The sequence below is a fragment of the Corynebacterium sp. UD i78 genome (assembly GCF_056280545.1).
This window is the reverse complement of record NZ_JBWCED010000001.1, coordinates 2722639-2743443: the sequence shown is the minus strand read 5'-3', so window position 1 is coordinate 2743443 and position 20805 is coordinate 2722639. Positions and strand designations below refer to the sequence as shown.

Annotated in this window: 19 protein-coding genes and 3 pseudogenes; 10 read left to right on the top strand and 12 right to left on the bottom strand. The window is 66.6% G+C overall.

Features of this window, described 5'->3' with window-relative positions; all coding sequences use genetic code 11:
- Positions 1-100 precede the first annotated feature (100 nt).
- Entirely contained in the window at positions 101-1621 is a 1521-nt protein-coding gene (locus ACZ9GM_RS12870) for a class I adenylate-forming enzyme family protein (RefSeq protein WP_476038054.1), read from the bottom strand.
- 99 nt (positions 1622-1720) lie between these two features.
- On the opposite strand from ACZ9GM_RS12870, the gene ACZ9GM_RS12865 reads away from it, so the two are divergent.
- From ACZ9GM_RS12865 to ACZ9GM_RS12855, 3 genes and pseudogenes are all read left to right on the top strand, one after another.
- Positions 1721-2323: a TetR/AcrR family transcriptional regulator gene (locus ACZ9GM_RS12865; protein ID WP_291474189.1), complete on the top strand. Its 603-nt coding sequence runs from the start codon at positions 1721-1723 to the stop codon at positions 2321-2323.
- Positions 2320-3984, top strand: coding sequence for an acyl-CoA dehydrogenase family protein (locus ACZ9GM_RS12860; RefSeq protein ID WP_476038053.1), 1665 nt, complete (start codon positions 2320-2322; stop codon positions 3982-3984). The genes ACZ9GM_RS12865 and ACZ9GM_RS12860 overlap by 4 nt, the downstream gene beginning before the upstream one ends.
- A gap of 270 nt (positions 3985-4254) precedes the next feature.
- A pseudogene (locus tag ACZ9GM_RS12855) lies at positions 4255-4533 on the top strand (hypothetical protein); the annotation flags it as partial.
- Positions 4534-5028: 495 nt separating this feature from the next.
- Here the strand turns inward: ACZ9GM_RS12855 and ACZ9GM_RS12850 are convergent.
- From ACZ9GM_RS12850 to trxA, 3 genes are all read right to left on the bottom strand, one after another.
- The gene (locus ACZ9GM_RS12850) at positions 5029-6549 is read right to left on the bottom strand and encodes an MDR family MFS transporter (protein WP_476038052.1); all 1521 of its coding nucleotides are present in this window, start codon (positions 6547-6549) and stop codon (positions 5029-5031) included.
- 278 nt (positions 6550-6827) lie between these two features.
- Complete coding sequence (locus ACZ9GM_RS12845) at positions 6828-7703, bottom strand: PspA/IM30 family protein (RefSeq protein ID WP_291473407.1); 876 nt, start codon at positions 7701-7703, stop codon at positions 6828-6830.
- A 119-nt stretch (positions 7704-7822) separates the two neighbouring features.
- Positions 7823-8194, bottom strand: coding sequence for a thioredoxin (trxA, locus tag ACZ9GM_RS12840; RefSeq protein ID WP_014011454.1), 372 nt, complete (start codon positions 8192-8194; stop codon positions 7823-7825).
- 153 nt (positions 8195-8347) lie between these two features.
- On the opposite strand from trxA, the pseudogene ACZ9GM_RS12835 reads away from it, so the two are divergent.
- From ACZ9GM_RS12835 to ACZ9GM_RS12825, 3 genes and pseudogenes are all read left to right on the top strand, one after another.
- Positions 8348-8843 (top strand): annotated as a pseudogene (locus tag ACZ9GM_RS12835) (hotdog fold domain-containing protein).
- Positions 8844-9167: 324 nt separating this feature from the next.
- Positions 9168-9617, top strand: coding sequence for a fluoride efflux transporter FluC (locus ACZ9GM_RS12830; RefSeq protein ID WP_476038051.1), 450 nt, complete (start codon positions 9168-9170; stop codon positions 9615-9617).
- Positions 9617-10024 (top strand): fluoride efflux transporter FluC, encoded by a 408-nt coding sequence (locus ACZ9GM_RS12825; protein ID WP_291473410.1) that lies wholly within the window; start codon positions 9617-9619, stop codon positions 10022-10024. The genes ACZ9GM_RS12830 and ACZ9GM_RS12825 overlap by 1 nt, the downstream gene beginning before the upstream one ends.
- Positions 10025-10033: 9 nt before the next feature.
- Here the strand turns inward: ACZ9GM_RS12825 and ACZ9GM_RS12820 are convergent, their stop codons facing one another.
- Entirely contained in the window at positions 10034-10579 is a 546-nt protein-coding gene (locus tag ACZ9GM_RS12820; RefSeq protein WP_476038050.1) for a YceI family protein, read from the bottom strand.
- Between the two features lie 130 nt (positions 10580-10709).
- Here ACZ9GM_RS12820 and ACZ9GM_RS12815 point away from each other — a divergent pair, with 130 nt between their 5' ends.
- Positions 10710-11213, top strand: coding sequence for a MarR family winged helix-turn-helix transcriptional regulator (locus tag ACZ9GM_RS12815; protein ID WP_367273301.1), 504 nt, complete (start codon positions 10710-10712; stop codon positions 11211-11213).
- Positions 11214-11223: 10 nt separating this feature from the next.
- On the opposite strand, the gene dnaB is transcribed toward ACZ9GM_RS12815, so the two are convergent.
- The 7 genes and pseudogenes from dnaB to ACZ9GM_RS12780 all read right to left on the bottom strand — a co-directional run bounded on the left by dnaB (position 11224) and on the right by ACZ9GM_RS12780 (position 17901).
- Positions 11224-12792 (bottom strand): replicative DNA helicase, encoded by a 1569-nt coding sequence (gene dnaB / locus ACZ9GM_RS12810; RefSeq protein WP_476038049.1) that lies wholly within the window; start codon positions 12790-12792, stop codon positions 11224-11226.
- A gap of 676 nt (positions 12793-13468) precedes the next feature.
- The gene (gene rplI, locus ACZ9GM_RS12805; RefSeq protein WP_291473414.1) at positions 13469-13921 is read right to left on the bottom strand and encodes a 50S ribosomal protein L9; all 453 of its coding nucleotides are present in this window, start codon (positions 13919-13921) and stop codon (positions 13469-13471) included.
- Between the two features lie 66 nt (positions 13922-13987).
- The gene (locus ACZ9GM_RS12800) at positions 13988-14614 is read right to left on the bottom strand and encodes a single-stranded DNA-binding protein (protein ID WP_291473415.1); all 627 of its coding nucleotides are present in this window, start codon (positions 14612-14614) and stop codon (positions 13988-13990) included.
- Between the two features lie 78 nt (positions 14615-14692).
- The gene (gene rpsF / locus ACZ9GM_RS12795; protein WP_291473416.1) at positions 14693-14992 is read right to left on the bottom strand and encodes a 30S ribosomal protein S6; all 300 of its coding nucleotides are present in this window, start codon (positions 14990-14992) and stop codon (positions 14693-14695) included.
- Positions 14993-15077: 85 nt separating this feature from the next.
- The gene (locus ACZ9GM_RS12790; protein ID WP_291473417.1) at positions 15078-15260 is read right to left on the bottom strand and encodes a hypothetical protein; all 183 of its coding nucleotides are present in this window, start codon (positions 15258-15260) and stop codon (positions 15078-15080) included.
- Between the two features lie 2 nt (positions 15261-15262).
- Positions 15263-17438 (bottom strand): annotated as a pseudogene (locus ACZ9GM_RS12785) (transglycosylase domain-containing protein).
- The gene (locus ACZ9GM_RS12780; RefSeq protein ID WP_476038048.1) at positions 17431-17901 is read right to left on the bottom strand and encodes a DUF5318 family protein; all 471 of its coding nucleotides are present in this window, start codon (positions 17899-17901) and stop codon (positions 17431-17433) included. The pseudogene ACZ9GM_RS12785 and the gene ACZ9GM_RS12780 overlap by 8 nt, the downstream one beginning before the upstream one ends.
- Before the next feature lie 152 nt (positions 17902-18053).
- Between ACZ9GM_RS12780 and ACZ9GM_RS12775 the strand changes: the two genes are divergently transcribed.
- The 3 genes from ACZ9GM_RS12775 (at position 18054) to ACZ9GM_RS12765 (ending at position 20782) form a co-directional block, all read left to right on the top strand.
- A complete protein-coding gene (locus tag ACZ9GM_RS12775) occupies positions 18054-19208 on the top strand; it encodes an inositol-3-phosphate synthase (RefSeq protein ID WP_291473419.1) in 1155 nt (384 codons plus the stop codon).
- 107 nt (positions 19209-19315) lie between these two features.
- Complete coding sequence (locus tag ACZ9GM_RS12770; protein ID WP_291473420.1) at positions 19316-19810, top strand: MarR family winged helix-turn-helix transcriptional regulator; 495 nt, start codon at positions 19316-19318, stop codon at positions 19808-19810.
- A gap of 3 nt (positions 19811-19813) precedes the next feature.
- Positions 19814-20782 carry a universal stress protein gene (locus ACZ9GM_RS12765; RefSeq protein ID WP_476038047.1) on the top strand — a complete coding sequence of 323 codons (969 nt, stop codon included), beginning with the start codon at positions 19814-19816 and terminating at the stop codon, positions 20780-20782.
- Positions 20783-20805 lie beyond the last annotated feature (23 nt).

The following is a 20805-nucleotide window of genomic DNA, read 5'->3' as shown; positions in this document are numbered from 1 at the left end:
GGCAGCACGCAGTCTGAGGTCGTTGGCAGGGTGCTGAAAACAACCTCACGCTGCGTAATGCCGACATTGCCCGACCGACATCACCCACCCGACAGCGCCCCTACGCATTCACCTCAGCCCGGATGACATGCTTGAGCAGCTTGCCCGAGGGGTTACGCGGCAGGCCACGGGCCACGACGACTTCACGGGGGATCTTGTACTTCGCCAGCTTCCCGGCGAGGTGCGCCCGCACCTCGTCCACACTGAGCAGCTGCCCTTCATCGGTGACGACCACGGCCACCACCGTCTCACCCCACTCCGGGTGGACGCGTCCGACCACGGCGACATCACGGACCTCCGGCATGTCCCGGATCGCCTCCTCTACCTCGGTGGAGTACACGTTCTCCCCGCCGGTGATGATGACGTCCTTCTTGCGGTCGGCGATGTAGATGTAGCCCTCGGCGTCCACCCGTCCGACGTCCCCGGTGCGGTACCAGCCGTCGATGAAGGCCTCCGCCGTGGCCGAAGGGTCGGAGAGGTAGACGCTCATCATCGAGTCACACCGCATCCAGATCTCCCCCTCGCCGTCCGCGGTGACCTCGGCACCGTCGTCGGCGACGACCTTGAGGTCCACACCGAGCATCCCGCGGCCGATGGATCCGGCCTTGCGAACCTGGTCGGCGGGCTTCAGCAGCGATCCCGCCGGCCCGGTCTCGGTCATGCCGTAGACCTGGTAGAAGTTCTCCGTGCCGTAGGCGTCGATGAGCATCCGCGCCATCTCCTCACCCAGCGGTGCCGCCCCGTAGATGAGCATCCGCATCGCCGAGAGGTCGTAGGACGCCGGCTGCCGCACACCCTGCTCCGCACCCGCCTTCGCCAGCTGCACCGGGGCGATGAACGCGACCGGCGCCCCGAACACCGCGGTGATCCTCTTCTCCTCGAGCGTCCCCAGGAACTGCGCGGGGTCGTACTCGCGCATGAGCACCACGGTCCCGCCGATGAAGACGGTGGTCAGCACCCAGTTGTTCAACGGGGAGGCGTGCCACACGGGCATGCACACGAGCATCCGCTCATCGGCGGCGAAGGGCATGTTGGAGACCATGTTCGGTGCGATCGCGCTGACCGCCCGGTGGGTAAGGACGCATCCCTTGGGTGACCCGGTGGAACCGGAGGTGTAGAGCACCTGGGCGTAGTCGGTCTCGTCGACGAGACCGCCGGTGTACGGCTCAGCAGCAGAGACGGCGTCCTCGAAGGTGCCCGGTTCCCGACCGGTGGTGAGCCAGTCGATGCCCGGTGCTCCCTGGGCCGCGGTATCCGCCAACCGGTCGCTGACGACCCCGGTGACGGCGCGGGAGTGTGTCGCGACCTGCTCGATCTCCGGCGGGGTCATCTTGTGGTTGACCGGGACAAGGACGCCCCCGCACCGCCAGATGCCGTACATGGCGACGAGGAATCCGGGGTCGTTGAGCGTCATCACCATGACCCGGTCCCCGGGCAGGACGCCGCGCGCGGCGAAGACAGACGCCGCTCGGTCGGCGGCGTCCCGGAGCTCCCGGTAGGTCATGCGTCCCCCGTCCCACTCGACGACGGCATGGTCGGGGTTGCGTCGCACACTGGCGTCGAGGACATCTACGAGATTCATCGTGCAGCTCTCTTTCGTTCGGTAATGTAACCTGAACCACAGTGAACCACAGTTCACACTTTTGTGGAAGATCACGGAAGCCGACAACCGGAGGACTCCATGCCCTACCGCCCCACCGACAACACCCGGGCCCGCGCCGAGAGACGCCGTGCCGACATCCTCGATGCCGCCACGGTCCTCGTCGCCACCGGCGGATTCGGTGCCGCCACCGTCCGTGCCATCGCCGACACCTCCGGCATCGCCACCGGCACCGTCTACCGCTACTTCGGCAACCGCGAGGAACTCCTCGCCGAGATCTTCCGCAGCCTCGCCGACCGGGAGTACCGCGCCGTGGAGCACGCCGTCCAGTCCGCCGACGAGCGGGTCAGCGACCGGATAACCGCCCTGCTCACGACCTTCTCCCGGCGCGCCCTGACCGGCCCCCGCACCGCCGAGGCCCTGCTCTTCGAGCCGGTGAACGCCCTGGTCGAAGGCGAACGGCTCATCTTCCGCCGCCGCTACCACGAGCTTCTCGTAGGCGTCATCGCCGCCGGGATCTCGGCCGGGGAAATCCCCGCACAGGACGCCGCCACCTCCGCACGCGCCGTCATCGGCGCCAATGCCGAGGCGCTGATGGGCCGGCTCAGCAGCCGCCCCGACACGCCCGAGGAACTCATCAGTTCCGTGACCACCTTCTGCCTTCGAGCCCTGGGAGCATCATGACCACAACCGCACACACCGGAACGCACACCGTCTTCAACCAGTCCGCACCGCGGGTCGACATCAACGAGTTCACCTGCGACCCCGCCCTCGTCGAGGCGGTCGACACCTTCGCCCCGGACGCCGACACCTACCGTCTCGGCCTCATCGGCGCGGAGGTCGGGACGGCGTCCTACCAGCATGACGCGGACCTGGCGAACCGGATCACGCCGGTGCACACCTCCCACGACCGGTGGGGCAACCGGGTCGACGAGGTGGAGTTCCATCCCGCCTACCACCGCATCATGGGGTTCTCGGTGAGCCAGGGGCTGCACACCTCGGCCTGGGCGAACCCCGGACCCGGTGCGAATGTGGAACGTGCCGCTGGATTCATGCTGGTCAGCCAGGTTGAGGCCGGCCACGGCTGCCCGGTGTCGATGACCCATGCGGTGGTCCCGGCACTGCGGAAGTCGCCGGAGATCGCGGAGTTCTGGGAGCCGAAGCTGCTCTCCACCTCATATGACCCCGAGCTGCGCGACCCGGCGACGAAGTCCTCGGCGATCTTCGGCATGGCCATGACGGAGAAGCAGGGCGGCTCCGATGTGCGGGCGAACACCACCCGCGCAACACCGAACGCCGACGGGACATGGTCCCTGACCGGCCACAAGTGGTTCTGCTCCGCCCCGCAGTCGGACGCCTTCCTCGTCCTCGCCCGGACCGGAGCCGCCAGCGGCTCCGGTAACGCTGGCCAGGCACTGTCCTGCTTCCTCGTGCCCCGGATCCTGCCTGGCGGGGAGCGCAACCCGTTCTTCATCCAGCGCCTGAAGGACAAGCTCGGCAACCGGTCGAACTCCTCCTCCGAGATCGAGCTCGACGGCACCGTCGGGTGGCTTGTCGGCGAGGAAGGACGCGGCGTACCCACGATCATCGAGATGGTCAACCGCACCCGCCTGGACTGCATCTTCGGCTCAGCGGCGGGGATGCGCCAGGGTGTGGCGGAGGCGGCGTGGCACGCCCGGCACCGGGCGGCGTTCGGGGCCACGCTCATCGACCAGCCGGCGATGGCGAATGTCATCGCCGACCTGCAGGTGGAGAGCGAGGCGGCGACGTGGACGGCGATGCGTCTGGCCGCCGCCCACGACGATGACGACCTCGAGGACTTCCGACGTCTGGCCACGGCCGTGGCGAAGTACTGGGTCTGCAAGCGGGGCACCCACCATGCCTATGAGTCGCTGGAGTGCCTCGGCGGCAACGGCTATACGGAGCTGTTCCCCCTGGCACGGCGGCTGCGCGAGGCCCCGGTGAATGCGGTGTGGGAGGGCTCGGGCAATGTCATCGCCCTGGATGTGCTGCGCGCGCTGGCCCGTCAGCCGGAGGCCGGCGAGGCCTTCGTGGCGGAGATGTCCCGGTCAGTGGGCGTCGACGAGCGGTACGACGCCCAGTTCGACCGCATGACCACACTCCTGAAGGACGCCGCCTCCTCGCCGGCCGATGCTCCGGGGCTGGCCCGGCGACTCATCGAGTCCCTGGCCCTGACGTTGCAGGCCCAGACCCTGCTGACCCATGCGCCCGCCCCGGTGGCCTCCGCGTTCCTCGCCGGCCGGGTGGACCCGTTGACGCGCGGGATGGAGTACGGGACGCTGCCGGCGGGCGTGGATCTGACCGCCCTCGTCGACCGCGCGTAGATCGGGGTGTGTCGGCATCACGCAGTCTGAGGTTGCCCAGGGGGCGTGAAAACCAGCCTGACGTTGCGTGATGCCGACATGGCAGGGGCGGCAGGGGTGGCAGGGGAACCCGGACGGGCTCCGTAGGGGAAAAGTTTCGGCAGAAGTACGTTGTTTTGGCTACCCTTCCACATCCAAACCTGTAGTGTGCGCTACAACATAGTTTCACGGCGCCTCCGCCGACGGACTGTCACCGGACAACACACCCCCACCACGGAAGGTTCGACCATCATGACCGCTTCACTCACCCGCCCCACCACCACCGGCAACGCGACCAACACCACCGTCAGCAACTCGCTGGCCCACGGCCACTCCCCGAGCGACCCCGCCCCCTTCACCACGACCCGCCCGGCAGTCTCCCTGTCCACCTCCCGGACCGCCCGGCACTCCTCCCGCGTCCACCACCCGGACCGAGATTCCCGGACCGACATCCTCGACGCGGCGTCCTCCCTCATCGCCGACGGCGGATTCGTGGCCGTGACGACACGCAACATCGCCGAGCTCACCGGCATGGCGTCGGGTGCTGTGGAACGGCAGTTCGGCAGTCACGAGGATCTGCTCGCCGAGATGTTCCAACGGCTCGCGGCCACGGAACTCGCCGCCGTCGACCACGCCTCCCGGACCCACGGCCCCTCTGCCATCGAACGGCTCACCGCCCTGGTCGGTACCTTCGCCACCCGTGCCCTGCACGGCCGGCACACCGCCGAGGCGCTGCTGTTCGAGCCGGTGGGCGCGCGGGTGAACCAGGAACGGCTGACCTGCCGGCGTCAGTACCACGCACTGATCGTCGGCATCATCGCCGACGGTGTCGGCTCCGGTGAACTCCCCGCCCAGAACCCCACGACCTCGGCGCGGGCCGTCACCGGCACCGTCATCGAGTCCCTCCTCGGGTATCTCTCCCCCCACTGTCCCCGTCTCCGGCGACGGCCGGGACGCGAAGGACGCCACCCCCCTGATCGACGAGGTCACGGAACTGGTCCTGCGCCTCGTCGGAGCTCACTGCCGCTAGGCCGTGACCTCGGCGTCGTCATCGGAGTTGATGACCTCGACCGGCTCACGCTTGGCGTCGATCCTGAAGATCACCGTCATGACGAGGGCGATGACGGCCAGCGCCACACCGAACCAGAAGGCGATCTTCACACCGTCGGTGACGAAGCCCAGCGGATCCGGGAGACCCTCCGGCGTGGTGGCGTTGGAGTGGGACGCACCGATGCCCATGATCGCCACGAACAGGGCGGTACCGGCGGCACCGGCCAGCTGCTGCAGGGTGTTGAGGATCGAGGAACCGTGCGAGGACAGCTTCACGTTGATGGAACTCAGCGCGTTGGACATCAGCGGGGTCATCATCATCGCCATACCGGCGTTGAGCACCACACCGTCGAGGATGAGGTACCAGATCGAGGTGTCCTCGTTGACGAAGACCATCAGACCCATCGCGACGGCCAGCAGGGCGGCACCGGGGATGATCAGCGGGCGGGTGCCCTTGGCGTCGTAGGCACGGCCGATGAACGGCGCCATGATGCCCTGGAGGATGCCGCCAGGCAGGGTGACCAGACCGGTCTGCAGGGCCGACAGGCCGAGGACCTGCTGGCCGAAGATCGGCATGAGGATGATGAAGCCGAAGAGGGCGCAGAAACCGACGAGCAGGATCGCGACCGACAGGTTGTACTCGCGGGACTTCAGCGGGGAGATGTTCATCAGCGGGGCAACGTCCTCGCCGGCCTCCTGCGCCTTGAGCAGCGCAGACTGGCGACGGAAGAACAGGGTGAGGATGAGGACGCCGATGACCAGGAAGATCGCGGACTGGGTCGGGAAACCGTCGGCGAGCTCAGAGAGCTTGGACAGGCCGTAGATCGTCGAGGCGAAACCGAGCGCGGAGAGCACTGCGGAGTAGACGTCGAACGGGGGTCGGCTGGTCGGGGTCAGAGCGCGCATCTGGGCACCACCGAAGGCGAGCGCCAGGGCACCGAGGATGATCATGGTGCCGAAGATCCAGCGCCAGGACGCGATCTCCAGGACGACACCGGCGTAGGTCGGTCCGACCGCCGGGCCGACGGCCATGACGATGGCGACGACGCCCATCATGGCGCCACGCTTCTCGACCGGGATGAGGACCATGATCGAGGTCATCAGCATCGGCATGATGATCGCGGTACCGGCGGCCTGCACGATGCGGGCGATGAGCAGCACCCAGAACTCCGGGGCGAAGGTCGCGATGACGCTGCCGACGACAAAGAGGGACAGGGCCGTGATGAACAGCACGCGGCTCGAGATACGGGCCATGAGGTAGCCGGTCATCGGGATGATGACGGCCATGGTCAGCATGAACGCGGTGGTCAGCCACTGTGCGGTGTCTGCGCCGACGTTGAACTCGATCATGAGATCAGGCAGGGCGTTCGAGAGGGTCGTCTCATTGAGGATCATCACGAACGCCGCGGCGACGATGATGCCGATGAGGAAGCCGGGGCGGGCAGGTTTCTCCGGGACGGATGCTACCGCCGCGGTGGGATTCTGGGGTTCAGACATGGTCCGGGAGGGTCACGCTTTCGTTGCTCGGTCTGGGGCCGTGAACTGCGGCTCTTCAGTGTGGACAGTGCGGGAGGAAGTCACCGGTGACTGTCTTCAGTGCCCGCTCCGGACCGGTCGGAGGGGCAGCGACGAGGAGCCAGCATACACCGGTTTTCACCGGATGCAAACTTGCACCTGAGATGCAAAGACAGACAAAAGCACAGGTGAACATGCGTTTACCTGTGCTCGTCCGGGTGATGTCGGCCACCCCGGCAGCCGTGTCGGAGGTGCCTGTCTCAGGAGCGACCGAAGGGGTTCTCCGGGGAGGACGCCGCGGCGTCCTCGGTAGCCTCCGCGTCCGCCGCGTCCGCGTCAGCGGCCCCCACCCCCGCCTCGATCGCTGCGTCCCCGCCGGACCCGCCCGACGCAGACTCCACGGCCGCCTGCTCCCCGCCGCCCATCGATGCACGGATCTGCTCGAGTCGGTTGGCCGCGGCCATGTCCCTACCGGACTGCTCGATCTCCGCCATCCGGCCGGAGACACTGCTCTCGGTGAGCTCCTGGGCACCGAGGGCATTGGCATAGCGGGCCTCGATCTTCGCGCGCACCCCGTCGAGGGTCGGCACAGAATCATCGGCCTGGATGCCCTGCATGGACTCCATCGCCTGGTTGGAGGCCTCCTGCATCTTCGCCTGGTCGACCTGGGCGCGCAGCTGGTCGATCTGGGAGAGCTGCTCCTCCAGCTTCGCGGCGGACTGCGCCTGCTGCTGCTGTGCCTGCTCGGCGGCCTGACTGGCCTGCGCGTGGAGCTGCTTGGTCTGCTCGATCTGCTGCTCGACAGTGACCAGCTGGGTGGCGAAGATCTCCGCGGTGGACGCCAGATCGTTGGCCTTCGCCTGATCTCCTGAGGCGGTGGCGGCGTCCGCCTGCTGGATGGCGGTACGTGTATTGGCCTCCAGCGACTCGCGGTCCTTCGCCAGCCGGTTGAGCTGCATCTCGAGCTGGTTCCGGTTGCCGATGACCTTCGCGGCGGACTCGGTGATCTGCCGGTGCTGCTTCTTCGCGGCCTCGGTCGCCTGCTGGATCTGGACCTTCGGATCGGCGTTCTCGTCGATCTTCATGTCCAGAGACTGCATGAGGTACTTCCAGCCCTTGGAAAAAGGATTCGCCATGGTGACTCCCGGTGGTCGGTGGTAAGGTCAGTGCTGTCCAGCATAAACACTTCCTGCACGTCGCGTCAGCGACGATCACCGGCAGCCACCGGGACCGACCGGTCATTCCGGCCGGGAGATCAGCCCTCCTGGGACTGCTGCTCAGCGACCTTCTGGCGGACCTCGTCCATGTCCAGGCCCTCGACCTGCGTGATCAGGTCCTTGAGCGCCTTGGGGGGCAGGGCACCGGCGTCGCGGTAGACGAGGATGCCGTCGCGGAAGGCCATGAGGGTCGGGATGGACTGGATCTGCAGACCGGCGGCGAGCTCCTGGTTGGCCTCGGTGTCGATCTTGCCGAAGACGTGGTCCGGGTACTCCTCGGAGACCTGCTCGTAGACCGGGCTGAAGCGCTTGCAGGGACCACACCACTCGGCCCAGAAGTCGAGGAGGACGATGCCCTCCTTGTCGATGGTGTCCTTGAAATTGTCGTTGGTGATCGTCTGGGTGCTCATGTCTGGTCCTTTCGGGAAAAGCTGTTCAGGTCGTGCAACGCGCGGGTCCGGCGCCCTATTCCGCAGGCGGGGTACGGGTACTCCCGCCCACCGTACCGGCACTTTCCACCGAACGTCGGCGGAGTACGGCCCCACCCACTAGGCTGACCGCACATGAGCGACTCCACACCTCCCCTGCTGAAACTCTGGAAGAAGTTCAACGGCTCCGCCCCGCAGCGCGGCCTGTTCTCCCCTGGGTTACGCCCTCAAGGCCCCCTACTTCCGCACCGTCGCCCCGCGTGTCCGCGAGGTCGAGCCCGGTCGTGCCGTGCTGCGCCTCGGCAAGTGGTGGGGCGTGCAGAACCACATCGGCACCTTCCACGTCATCGCCGCCCTCAACGGTGCCGAGGCCGCGATGGGCCTGGTCTGCGAGGCGACCGTGCCGAACACCCACCGCTGGATTCCCCGCGGTATGCGCGCCGACTACCCGGCGAAGTCCACAGGTGGACTGACCATCACCGCGACCCTCGACGACGTCGACTTCTCCGCCATCACCCGCGAGTCCGGCGGTGAACTGCACACCATCACCTTCCAGATACTCGACGACGCCGGCGTGGAGCCGGTCACCGCCGAGATCGACGTCTGGATCACCGCCAAGAAACCCCGCTGACCGCAGCTGACCGCACCCACCCCCTGTCCGGGTCCGACCCGGTGGTGGGCCCGGTATCGGTATCGGCGAGGCCGTCGCCCTCGGGCCCGTACCACCTCATCGACGGCGGTTACACCGCGCTGTAGCTGCGCCTCTCCAGTCGTCGGTGTAGTCTGACCGGCAGTACTTCAGGTTCCCGGGACGCGGTGACGCGGACCGGTGCCACGGCGGTGGGGCTCGCCGTACCCAACCTCGCCACCTCCCGTCCGGGAGGTACCACGACAACAGTCCCTACCGACCGCACGTCCGGTGTCCCTCCGGCGTGCCCGAAGGTAGGAGAACCCTGTGCCAGAACAGCCCCGTCAGCACCATCTGCGGCCCGGCTTCATCCTCATCGTCGTCCTCGGCGGCATGGTCGGCGTCGCCGCGCGCGAAGGGCTCGTTCTCGCGTTCCCCTACGACGACGTGCCCTGGGTCATCGGCGCAATCAACATCAGCGGCGCGTTCCTCCTGGGGTTCCTGCTCGATCTGCTCCCCCGGCTCGGTCCGGACACGGGAGGACGCCGCGCCCTCCGTCTGTTCGTCGGCACCGGCATGCTCGGCGGGTTCACCACCTACAGCGCCCTGGCGACGGACGCCGCGTCCCTCACCTCGGACGGTCTGCCGGTTGCTGGACTGGGGTACGCGCTGGTCTCGGTGGTTCTGGGCGTTCTCGCTGCGGCGGCGGGCATTCGGACAGCTGCGGCGGTACGCGTCACCCCGCGGGTCGAACTGACCGGGGAGGAGGACGCCTGATGACTGCCCTGCTCTTCTGCGTCCTCTGCGTCGCCGGTGGTGCCGGTGCCGGATCCCGCTTCGTCCTCGACGGAGTGGTCAAGGCACGGCTCGCCCACCGATTCACCGACAGCGACGTCGCCGGCCTGCCGTGGGCGACGTTCCTCATCAACGCCACCGGTTCACTGCTCCTGGGCCTGCTCACCGGGCTGGTCACCGCCGGTGCTCTGCCGGAGGACTGGCAGTCTGTCGTCGGAACCGGATTCCTCGGCGGCTACACGACCTTCTCCACGGCGACGGTGGAGACCGTGAACCTGATACGGCAGAACCGTCACCGGGCGGCGGCGCTCAACGGGGTGGGCGTACTGGTGGTGACGGTTCTGCTCGCGGGTCTCGGCCTGTGGGCCGGGACGCAGCTGGCCGGTTGACTCTGCCGACTAGGCGTTCTTCGTGGCGGAGATGTCGAAGTTCAGCTTGATCTTCTCGGAGACGAGGACGCCGTCGGTCTTCAGCGGGGCGTTCCAGGTCAGGCCGAAGTCGGAGCGGTTGATCTCGGTGGAACCCTCGAAGCCGACGCGGGTGTTGCCCCACGGATCCACGACCTCACCGTCGAACTCGAAGTCGACGGTGACGGACTTCGTGACGTCCTTGATGGTCAGGTCACCGGTGATCTCGAGCTCGTCGTCGCCCTTGGCAGCGACGGAGGTGGAGGTGAAGGTGATCTTCGGGAAGTTCTCGATGTCGAAGAAGTCGGCGGACTTCACGTGACCGTCGCGGTCGGCGTTGCGGGTGTCGATGGAGCCGGCCTCGATTTCGATGGAGATGGTGGCGTCGGAGAGGTTCTCGCCGGTGGTGGCGGTGCCGGTGAAGTCGATGAAGGAGCCGCGGACCTTGGTGACCATCGCGTGGCGGGCGGTGAAGCCGATCTCGGAGTGGGCGGGGTCGATGGTGAAGGTGCCGGCGTAGTCGTTGACGGAGCTCATGGTGTGAACCTTTCGGTTGGCTTTCTGTGATGTTCTGTGACGTCCCACGGTCTCCCGCGGTGATGGGGACCAGTGTAGACCCATGTAGTTGACGTGTCAACCATCAGTCCGATGTGATTGAATGGTGGACATGACCCGCACTGATGACCAGGACCCCCAGGAACCCCGCTGGCTCTCCGATGAGGAGCAGCAGCTCTGGCGTCGGTGGCTGCTGGCAGGTACCCGGATCCAGGCCAGTCTGGCGCGTCAGATGCAGCGTGACAGCGGGATCTCCATGGCGGACTACGAGGTGCTCGTCAACCTCTCCGAAGCCCCCGGTCACCGGATGCGCATCGCCGCACTCGCCGACCGGCTGCAGTGGGACCGCTCCCGTCTCTCCCACCAGATCACCCGCATGCGCAACCGTGAGCTGGTCGACCGGGAGGCGTGTGGCGACGACCGTCGCGGCGCCTTCATCGTCCTCACCCCGACCGGTCTCGAAGTCATCGCCGAGGCCGCTCCCGGCCACGTGAAGACCGTCCGGGAGCTGTTCATCGACCGCCTCTCCCCCGCCCAGGCCACGGAACTCTCCGCAATCCTGGGCGATCTCCTCACCCAGTTCGAGATCCCCCCGGAGTGCCTCGGCGAGAAGTGACTCCCCCGGCTCACGCCCCCGGCGACAGCTCCGAGAAGCGCGAGTAGTGCAGCTGGTGGGCCACCCGCACCGTGCCGATCGGACCACCACGGTGCTTCGCCAGGATCAGATCCGCCTCACCGGCCCGCTCATGGTCACGGTTCTGTGAGTCAGGACGGTTGATGAGGATGACGATGTCGGCGTCCTGCTCCAGCGAACCGGACTCACGCAGGTCGGACACGCGCGGCAGCGCGTCGTCACCACGAGCCTCCACACCACGGTTGAGCTGCGAGATCGCCACCAGCGGCACGTCGACCTCCTTGGCCAGCAGCTTGAGCTGACGGGAGAACTCCGACACCTCCTGCTGACGCGACTCGACCTTCTTACCCGAGCTCATCAGCTGCAGGTAGTCGACCACGATGAGGCCCAGGTTGTGCTTCTGTGCCAGGCGACGGGCCTTCGCCCGGATCTCGGTCATCGTGAGGTTCGGTGAGTCGTCGATGAAGATCGGCGCATTCTCGATCTGGGTGACGCGACGGGTGAGCTTGTCCCACTGCCCGTCATCCATCTTGCCACCGCGCATCGCCGACAGCGGCACCGCCGCCTCCGCCGAGAAGACACGCATCATCACCTCGGACTTGCTCATCTCGAGGGAGAACAGCACCGAGGCCTTGTTCTGCTGGACCGAGACCGAGCGCATGAAGTCCAGCGCCAACGTCGACTTACCGACACCGGGACGCGCCGCGACGATGATCATCTGACCACCGCGGAAACCGTTGGTCATCTCGTCGAGGTCATGGAACCCCGACATCACGCCACCCTCACCGCCGGCACCGGACGCCAGGTCGTCGAGCTCGTCCATGGTGGACTCCAGCAGGTCCGCCAGGACCATGTAGTCCTCGCTGGCGGACTCGTTGGTGATGTTGAACATCTCCTGCTGGGCGCGGTCCACCACGCTCTCCAGCTCCGCGCCCTCCAGGCCCGAGTAGCCGTACTGGACGATGCGGGTGCCCGCCCCCACCAGACGACGCAGCACCGCCTTCTCAGCGACCAGGTCGGCGTAATAGCCCGCGTTGGCGGACGTCGGCACCTTACTTGACAGCTCGTGGAGGTACGGCAACCCACCGACCTCGTCAATGAGACCGTTGTTGTCGAGCCGGCCACCGAGGATGACCGGGTCGACCTCCATACCCTCGCCGTAGAGCTCGAGTATGGTCTCGTAGATGGTGCGGTGGGCCGGACGGTAGAAGTCCTCCGGCTTGAGACGCTCGACGACATCGGCGATGGCGTCCTTGCTCAGCATCATGCCGCCGAGGACGCCCTGCTCGGCCTCCACGTTCTGAGGCATCTGCCTCATCGGCTCACCGAGACCGGAGAAGTCGGCGTTGCCGTTGCCACGGCCGCGCCCCTTCCCCTTGCCCCGGAAGTTCCCGCCGGACCGGCCGGCAGTACTCCCGCCACCGCCCCCGAAGCTGTCGCCGGGCCCCTCGTCCCAGGCCGACGGCTCGGGCGGCAGCGGGGTGTCCCCGAAAGTCGTCGCGAAGTTCTCCCCGGAGCTTCCCCCCGGCACGTCGGTCCCCATGTTCTCCTGTGCACTCATGAGCCCACTGTAGACGCGTCCGAGGGGGTGGTCCAAGCGCGGGGGAAGTGCACTGTGCTCCAGCTCTCCACAGAGTTATCCACAAGCCGTTGTGGACAACTTGTGGACACGGGGTGCATAGCTGGCAATGGTGCAGGTCGCATTGTGGACAACCTGTGGACAACTCCCTCCCGCAAGGTAAGGTGACCATCATTTACGCAGGTCAACGAGCTATGGCGCTGTGGACTGTATGGAAACCGTGCGTGGACAACTTCGCGCCCGTCCGCCGAACAGCAGGTGAACGTAGGTCTGTTTCCATCACCGCAGGTCGCATATGCGCATATTTACCCTACTTTATGCATCGGGCTGTACGTGAGTTGTCCACAGGTACGGAAACCGGCCGGGACGCGCCCCGGGGCCACAGGGCGCCCTCCCGGAAAACCCCCGGTGGCCCCGGATCACGGACACGTCGAAAACACGACACGGACCTGCCCCGGTGTCTGGCCGGGAAGGTCCGTGTCGTGTGCTGTTGTCGAAGTATGTTCTTCGGGGTCGCCCTCGTTCCCTGGGCGCAGTGGATGACGGAGACCGGGTGTCTGGGCCGGTCGTCCCCGGTTGTCTGGGCCGGGGCCGTCCCGCGCTGCGGTTCACCGTGACGGTGTACTGCGGGGAGGGCGGATAACGGTGGTGACGCCAGTTACTTGGCGACGACCTTGAAGTTCAGGGAAGCGACAACCTGCGGGTGCAGCTTGACGTCCACGTTGTAGGAGCCGGTCGCCTTGATGTCGCCCTGGTTGAGGACGATGGTGCGCTTGTCCAGCTCGCGACCGCCGGCAGCCTTGACGGCGGCGGCGATATCGGCGGCGTTGATGGAGCCGAAGAGCTTGCCCTTGTCAGAGGTGCGGACCTTGACGGTCACACCCTGCAGGTGGTCGATCTCGGCCTTGACCTCGTGAGCGTGGTCCAGGTCGCGGATGACCTTGTCAGCCTGCGCGCGACGGATGTTCTCGACCTGTGCCTCAGCACCCTTGGTGGCGGTGATCGCCAGGCCGCGGGGGAGCAGGTAGTTACGGCCGTAGCCGGCCTTGACCTCGACGATGTCGCCCGGGACACCGAGGTTGTCAACGGCAGCGGTGAGGATCAGCTTCATTGATCCGGTGCCTTTCGTTGTTCTGTGGGTTTGCGGAAGTGTCTGTGAACGCGTTCACACGACAGATCAGAACGGGGGCTCGTCGCCACCGTCGAAACCGGAGGACTGCGGAGCGGAGCTCCAGGGGTCGTCGTCAGTGGACGCGTTGCGTCCGCCGAAGCCGCCCTGGTTACCCTGCTGCGGGGCAGCGGAGCGGTTCTGGTTTCCACCGAAACCGCCCTGGTTGCCCGCGTTGCCCTGGCCGCCCTGGTTGCCACCGGAGTAGCCGCCCTGGTTGCCCTGGTTGCCCTGGTTTCCACCATTCCAGTTCCCCTGACCACCCTGACGGGGAGTCTTGGTGACCTGGGACGTCGCGTACCGCAGAGACGGACCGACCTCGTCGACCTCGACCTCGTACACGGTGCGCTTCTCACCTTCGCGCGTGTCGTAGCTGCGCTGTCGCAGACGGCCCTGGACGATCACCCGGTCACCCTTGGTGAGCGAGTTCGCCACATTCTCGGCCGCCTGACGCCATATGTTGCAGGCCAGGAAGAGAGCTTCACCGTCCACCCACTGGTTCGACTGTGAGTCGAACCGGCGCGGGGTGGAGGCGACACGGAAGTTCGCCACGGCAGCGCCCGAGGGCGTATACCGGAGTTCAGGATCAGCAACGAGGTTGCCGACCAGAGTGATCGGGGTGTCTCCCTGTGCCATGTGGTGTCTTTCCTGTCTTCGCTGGCGATGATGAGGTGGTGGAACCGGGAATCCGGTTGACCTGCGCCGTGAGGAGCCTTACTTGGCGTCCTTGCGCAGCACCTTGGTGCGCATGATGGTGTCGTTCAGGTTCAGCAGACGGTCAAGTTCCTGGACGGTAGCCGACTCGCAGTGCATGTCGACGACGGCGTAGATGCCCTCGGCCTGCTTGTTGATCGGGTACTCCAGGCGACGCTTGCCCCAGATGTCAACGTTGTCGACCGTACCGTTTTCCTTGCGAACCGTCTCGAGGAACTTATCCAGGGACGGGGCAACGGTGCGCTCGTCCTGGGACGGGTCGATGATGATCATCATCTCGTATTGACGCACGGACCTCATCACCTCCTGTGGTCTAGTGTTTCGGCCGTGCCCCTGTTGGGCGCGGCAGGAGGGTTCGTTGCGTCAGCAACCGGTCCAGCATACTCTACGAGGCCCAGAACACCGCAATCCCCACCGGCACGAGTGTGATGAACACGACCGCGGCGGTGAACAGCCCCCACGTCACCGCCGCCCGCCGCCGTGCCATGAAGCTCTTGAAGGACGCCCCGAAGAGCACGAATCCGATGAAGACACTCACCATCGTGACGATGAGCCCGGCGTCCGACACGGTCAGTTTCCTCCGTTGAGGAAGTCGTCGATCATCTGCCCGACATCCGGCAGTTCACCGCCACCGTTGTCGGCCCCGCCACCGTTGTCCTCCGGCGCCGGAGCTTCCTCTGCCGGACTGTCCTGCGTATCCTGCTGCGGGGTGCTGTCGTAGCCACCCGTCCAGCCACCGGTGCCACCGGAGCTGCCGGTGGAGGTGTCGGCGGACACGCCGCCCTCGAAGTTCTCCGCCGGCTCATCGACCAGCGCGGCGTCCATGAAGGTCTTCCAGATGTCCGCCGGCGACTTCGAACCGTACATGGACCCGCCGTAGGTCATGTCGACCAACGGCTGACCGTTGACGTTGCCCATCCAGACCGCCGTGGCGAGCTGCGGGGTGGAGCCGATCATCCAGGCGTCCTTGTTGGCGCCCGTGTCACCCAGCTGGGCGGTACCGGTCTTCGCGGCGGACTGGCGTCCACCGGCCAGGTCATGGTTGTTGGAGTAACCGGCGATCGGACCCATGGCCGAGATCACGGCGTCCGCGGTATCCGGGTTGATGACCTGGGTACCCTCCATCCCGGAGTTGTCCAGCAGTACTTCACCGGACTGGGTCTCGACCTTCTCGACGAAGTGGGCCGGAATGTACTTGCCCTGGTTGGACAGGGTCGCCAGGATGGACGCCATGTCCAGCGGACGGGACTGGTACTGACCCAGGGTGATGCCCTCGTAGGGGGTTCCACCGTTCTCTGTGAGTGTCTGGTCGATGCCCGGGATGGACTCGGCGGCACCCAGTCTGTGGGCCATGTCCGCGACGTCCTGGGCACCGTTGTCGAGGCTCTGGGTCAGTCGGATGAAGGACGTGTTCAGCGACATCTTCAGTGCCTGGGCCAGGGAACAGGTACCGCAGGTCTCGCCCGAGTCATTGGTGACCGTGTTGTCACCGGAGGTGACAGGGGAGGAGTCGTACATCGCACTGGTGGGGATTCCCTGCTCCACCGCGGCGGCCAGGGTGACGATCTTGAAGGTCGAACCGGTCTGCAGGCCGGCATTCGCCCAGTCGTAACCGTTCGGGTCATCGCCGCCGTAGTAGGCCTCGATGCCACCGGTCTTCGGGTTGACGGAGACGCCGGCGGACCGGACGTCGTCCCCGTAGGAGTCCAGGCGGGAGTGGACCGCGTCCACCATGGGCCTGCTGCTTCGCCGGGTCGATGGTGGTGGTGATCTTCAGACCACCGGTGTTCACCGCCTCCTCCGAGATGCCGTTCGCCGCGAGCTCGGCGAGGACCTGCGACTTGATCAGGCCGTTCGTGCCCTCGGCGATCGAGCCCTGGTCGACGGTCGCCGGGTCGATGGTCTCGGGGTAGACCGCCGCCGCCCGCTGGTTGTTGTCGATGCTGCCCAGCCCGACGAGCCCGTCCATCACGTAGTTCCAGCGGTCCTCGGCCTCGGGACGGTTGGTCCACGGGTCGAGCTGGCTGGGCCGCTGGATGGACGCGGCGAGCACCGCACCCTCCTCGACGGTGAGTTCCTGGACCGGCTTGTTGAAGTAGGCCTTCGCCGCAGCACTGATGCCGTAGGCGTTACGTCCGAAGTAGATGGTGTTGAGGTAGGCCTCGAGGATCTCGTCCTTGGACCACTCCCGCGTCATCTTCGCGGAGATGACCAGCTCCTTGCCCTTACGGACCAGGGAGCGCTCGTCACCGACAACCGCGTTCTTCACGTACTGCTGGGTGATGGTGGAACCACCACCGGCGGAGTCGTTACCGGTGAGCTGGCCGATCGCCGCACGCCCGAAGCCGGTGACCGAGAAGCCGCTGTTCGAGTAGAAGTCGCGGTCCTCGGCGGAGATCACGGCGCTGCGGACATGCTCGGGCACCTCGCCGATGTCGATGTTCTCGCGGTTGCCCTCCGGGGGCACGATGCGGGCGAGCTCCGAGGAGCCGTCCGCCGCGTAGATGTTCGAGATCTGGTTGTTCTGGAGCTCTTCAGGCTGCGGAACCTTCGTCACCGCGTAGGCGGCGAAGAAGGCGACGAGCGGCACGATGATGAGGACCGCGATAACCGAGCAGACGGTCGTGACGACCCGCCGCCACCGCGGACGGCGACGCCGGGTCCGGACGCGGAGATTCTCCCCGGCGTCACCCGACGACGCGGCCGCGCCGTTCACGTCCTCGTTCGAACTGTTGTCGTTAGTCACCTAGCTGGTCTTCCCGTCGATGGCCGGGCCCGTCGTCGTACGCTGTGGGATACTCCACGGGCCCGGATTCTGGCAGAACTTTCCCGGCAACTCCCAGGTACCTGTCCTCCCGGAGAAGATGGTTCCACCCGCACCGCAGGCAGACCTCCACCGTGTGGACGGTGAGTTCCTCACCGCCCCGGAGGACAGACAGAAGCTGTCGTATCTCCGCAAGACTACGCGCTGTGCCTGACTTTTCCCCTATTGCAGTGCCATGGATCCACTGAGTTTCCCGCAGGTCCGCACCGCACACCGGGCATGTCCGACCAGTGGAGACGCCGAGTACCTCAGCACTGGACCGCGCCTCACGGGTCGCATCACATGCCTCGGCCCGGGAGATTTCGCCGCGGGACAGGGCACGCAGCGTACGACGCCGGTCCAGTTCGTGGTCCACCGAACGATAGGGGACAGGGGAGTGGGTCATACCCACCATTCTAAGGAGCGCCGGACACAGGCCGGGGCACCCGACCGGCACCCCGACTTGATCGGTCAAGCAATCCGGTGAACCGGTCAAGAGCCGTTCAGACCCTTTTCGACGTGCAGGTTTTCACCGGAACGGGTCTATGGTCCAGAGCCATGACCGAGAACACCTCTTCCAACATCAAGCTCGCCATCGTGGGCCTGGGCAACTGTGCCACCTCTCTCGTCCAGGGCCTCGAGTACTACAAGGACACCCCGGACGACGACACCGTGCCCGGCCTCATGCATGTCCGCTTCGGTGACTACCACGTCCGAGACATCGATCTCGTCGCCGCCTTCGACGTGGACGCCGACAAGGTCGGCAAGGACGTCTCCGTCGCCATCGAGTCCGGCCAGAACTGCACCATCAAGATCTGCGACGTCCCGGAGACCGGCGTCACCGTCCAGCGCGGACGCACCCTCGACGGCCTGGGCAAGTACTACCGCGAGTCGATCGAGGAGTCCGCCGAGCCGGACGCCACCCACGACGACATCGTCAACACCCTCAAGGAGACAGGTGCCGACGTGCTGGTCTGCTACCTCCCGGTGGGTTCCGAGGAAGCAGACAAGTTCTACGCGCAGTGCTGCATCGACGCCGGTGTCGCCTTCGTCAACGCCCTCCCCGTCTTCATCGCCTCCGACCCCGAGTGGGAGAAGAAGTTCGCCGACGCCGGCGTCCCGATCGTCGGTGACGACATCAAGAGCCAGGTCGGTGCGACCATCACCCACCGCGTCCTCGCGAAGCTCTTCGAGGACCGCGGCGTGACCGTGGACCGCACCTACCAGCTCAACGTCGGCGGCAACATGGACTTCAAGAACATGCTCGAGCGTGAGCGTCTCGAGTCCAAGAAGGTCTCCAAGACCCAGGCCGTGACCTCCAACCTGCACGGCGAGCTGGCCGGCAAGATCTCCGACCGCAACGTCCACATCGGCCCGTCCGACCACGTCGAGTGGCTCGACGACCGCAAGTGGGCCTTCATCCGCCTCGAGGGTCGCGCCTTCGGCGATGTCCCGTTGAACCTGGAGTACAAGCTCGAGGTCTGGGACTCCCCGAACTCCGCCGGCGTCATCATCGACGCGGTGCGTGCCGCGAAGATCGCGAAGGACCGCGGCATCGGCGGCTCCGTCGACCCGGCCTCCACCTACCTCATGAAGTCCCCGCGCCGCCAGGTCAACGATGACCAGGGCCGCAAGGACCTCGAGGTGTTCATCGCCGGCGAAGATGGCGCTGACCTGCAGCAGGACGTCACCGAGTCCCTCGCCCGTCTCTGACCGACCCGCTCCACCCGCTGACCGTCACACTGTGACGGTCAGCATATTCTTCCAGAACATTCCGCCCCGGTGAACAATTCGTCCGTAGAACAGGTAGGTTAGAGAGCATGACCGTCTCTTCCCTCGGCGTCGCGAAGCAGCTCCGTCCGGTACTCACCCGTCTGTACCTGCTCTACTTCCGCCAGACCGCCACCTCCGCCATCAGCATGGCCCAGCTGTCGATCATGATGAACCTGCAGGACAACGGCCCCCTGCGCATCAGCCAGATCGCCGACCTCGAAGCCATCCGGATGCCCACCGCCTCCAACGCGGTGAACCATCTGGAGCAGATGGGCCTCGTCTCCCGCGTCCGCGACGTCAGCGACCGTCGTGGTGTGCGTGTCCGTCTCACGGACGAAGGCACCCGCCAGCTCGAGAAGATCACCGAGGAGCGCGTCGAGCAGCTCGCCACGCTGCTCAACGGACTCACCGGCGAGGAACTGCAGCAGGTCGAGGACGCCCTGCCGCTGTTCGACCGGGTTCTCTCCACCTTCGGCCCCCACGTCACCGGCACCTCGACCGAGGCCGACGCGGAGACCACCGACGGGGACGCCGCGAAGTAACCCGTGGCCGCCGTGAGCACCACCCGGATTCTCCTGGCCTGGCGTCCCGGCGACGGGACCCCAGGCTCCGCCGGTGCGGACACCGCCGCTGTCGCGGCATGGATGTCCCGTAGCGGACCGCTGTCGATCCGTCCCGTCTGCGTCATCCCGCGCATCTGGCCGGGAAGCCCCGCTGGCGGCAGCGTCGTCGACCCGGACACCCTGGACAGGGTCAGAGACTGGGCGCGCGCCGAGACCGCCGCCTGCCTGGCGGACGCCTGTTCCGCACTCCGTGAGGCCGGTGTCCCCGACGAGTGCATCGACACCGGCGCATCCGGCTCCGACGGGACGGACACCCCGCTGGTCAGCCATTCCGAGACCACGGCCCTGATCACCGCCGCCACCGACTTCGGTGCCGACCTGATCCTCATCGGTTCCCGCGATGACGCCCCCGAAGGGCGGTTCCGGGCCGGTGCCACCGCAGATGCCCTGCTGCACTGCTCCCCGCTGCCGGTGCTCGTCGCGCCGCACCTGCCGACCCTGTCGAGCCACGGTGTGACCCGGGTGAGCTGCGCCTACGTGGACACCGAACAGTCCCAGCAGGCACTGCGCCACGCCGCGGACCTCGCCGCCCGGTGCTCGGTGCCGCTGCGCCTCGTCGCCTTCAGCCCGGTCGGGGCCACGATGTACCCGACCCGCGTCCCCCTGCCCGACAGCGCCGATGCGCTGGAGCGGTGGCGGACCCAGGCGGAGGCCATCCTCGCCCGTGGCCGGAACCGCGCGCTGGAGCGTCATCCGGGGCTGGAGGTCCAGACCGGGGTCGGTACCGGCGACGACTGGGCCGGCGCCATCAGTGACCTGCGATGGAAGAAGGGCGACCTGCTGGTCGTCGGTTCCTCCGTCCTCGGTTCCTTCAACCGGGTCTTCATCGGCCCGTCGACGAACCAGATCCTGCGTCATTCCCCCGCCCCGGTACTCGTCAGCGCCGTGTGACCCCCTGTGGTCGTGGGGTGTGG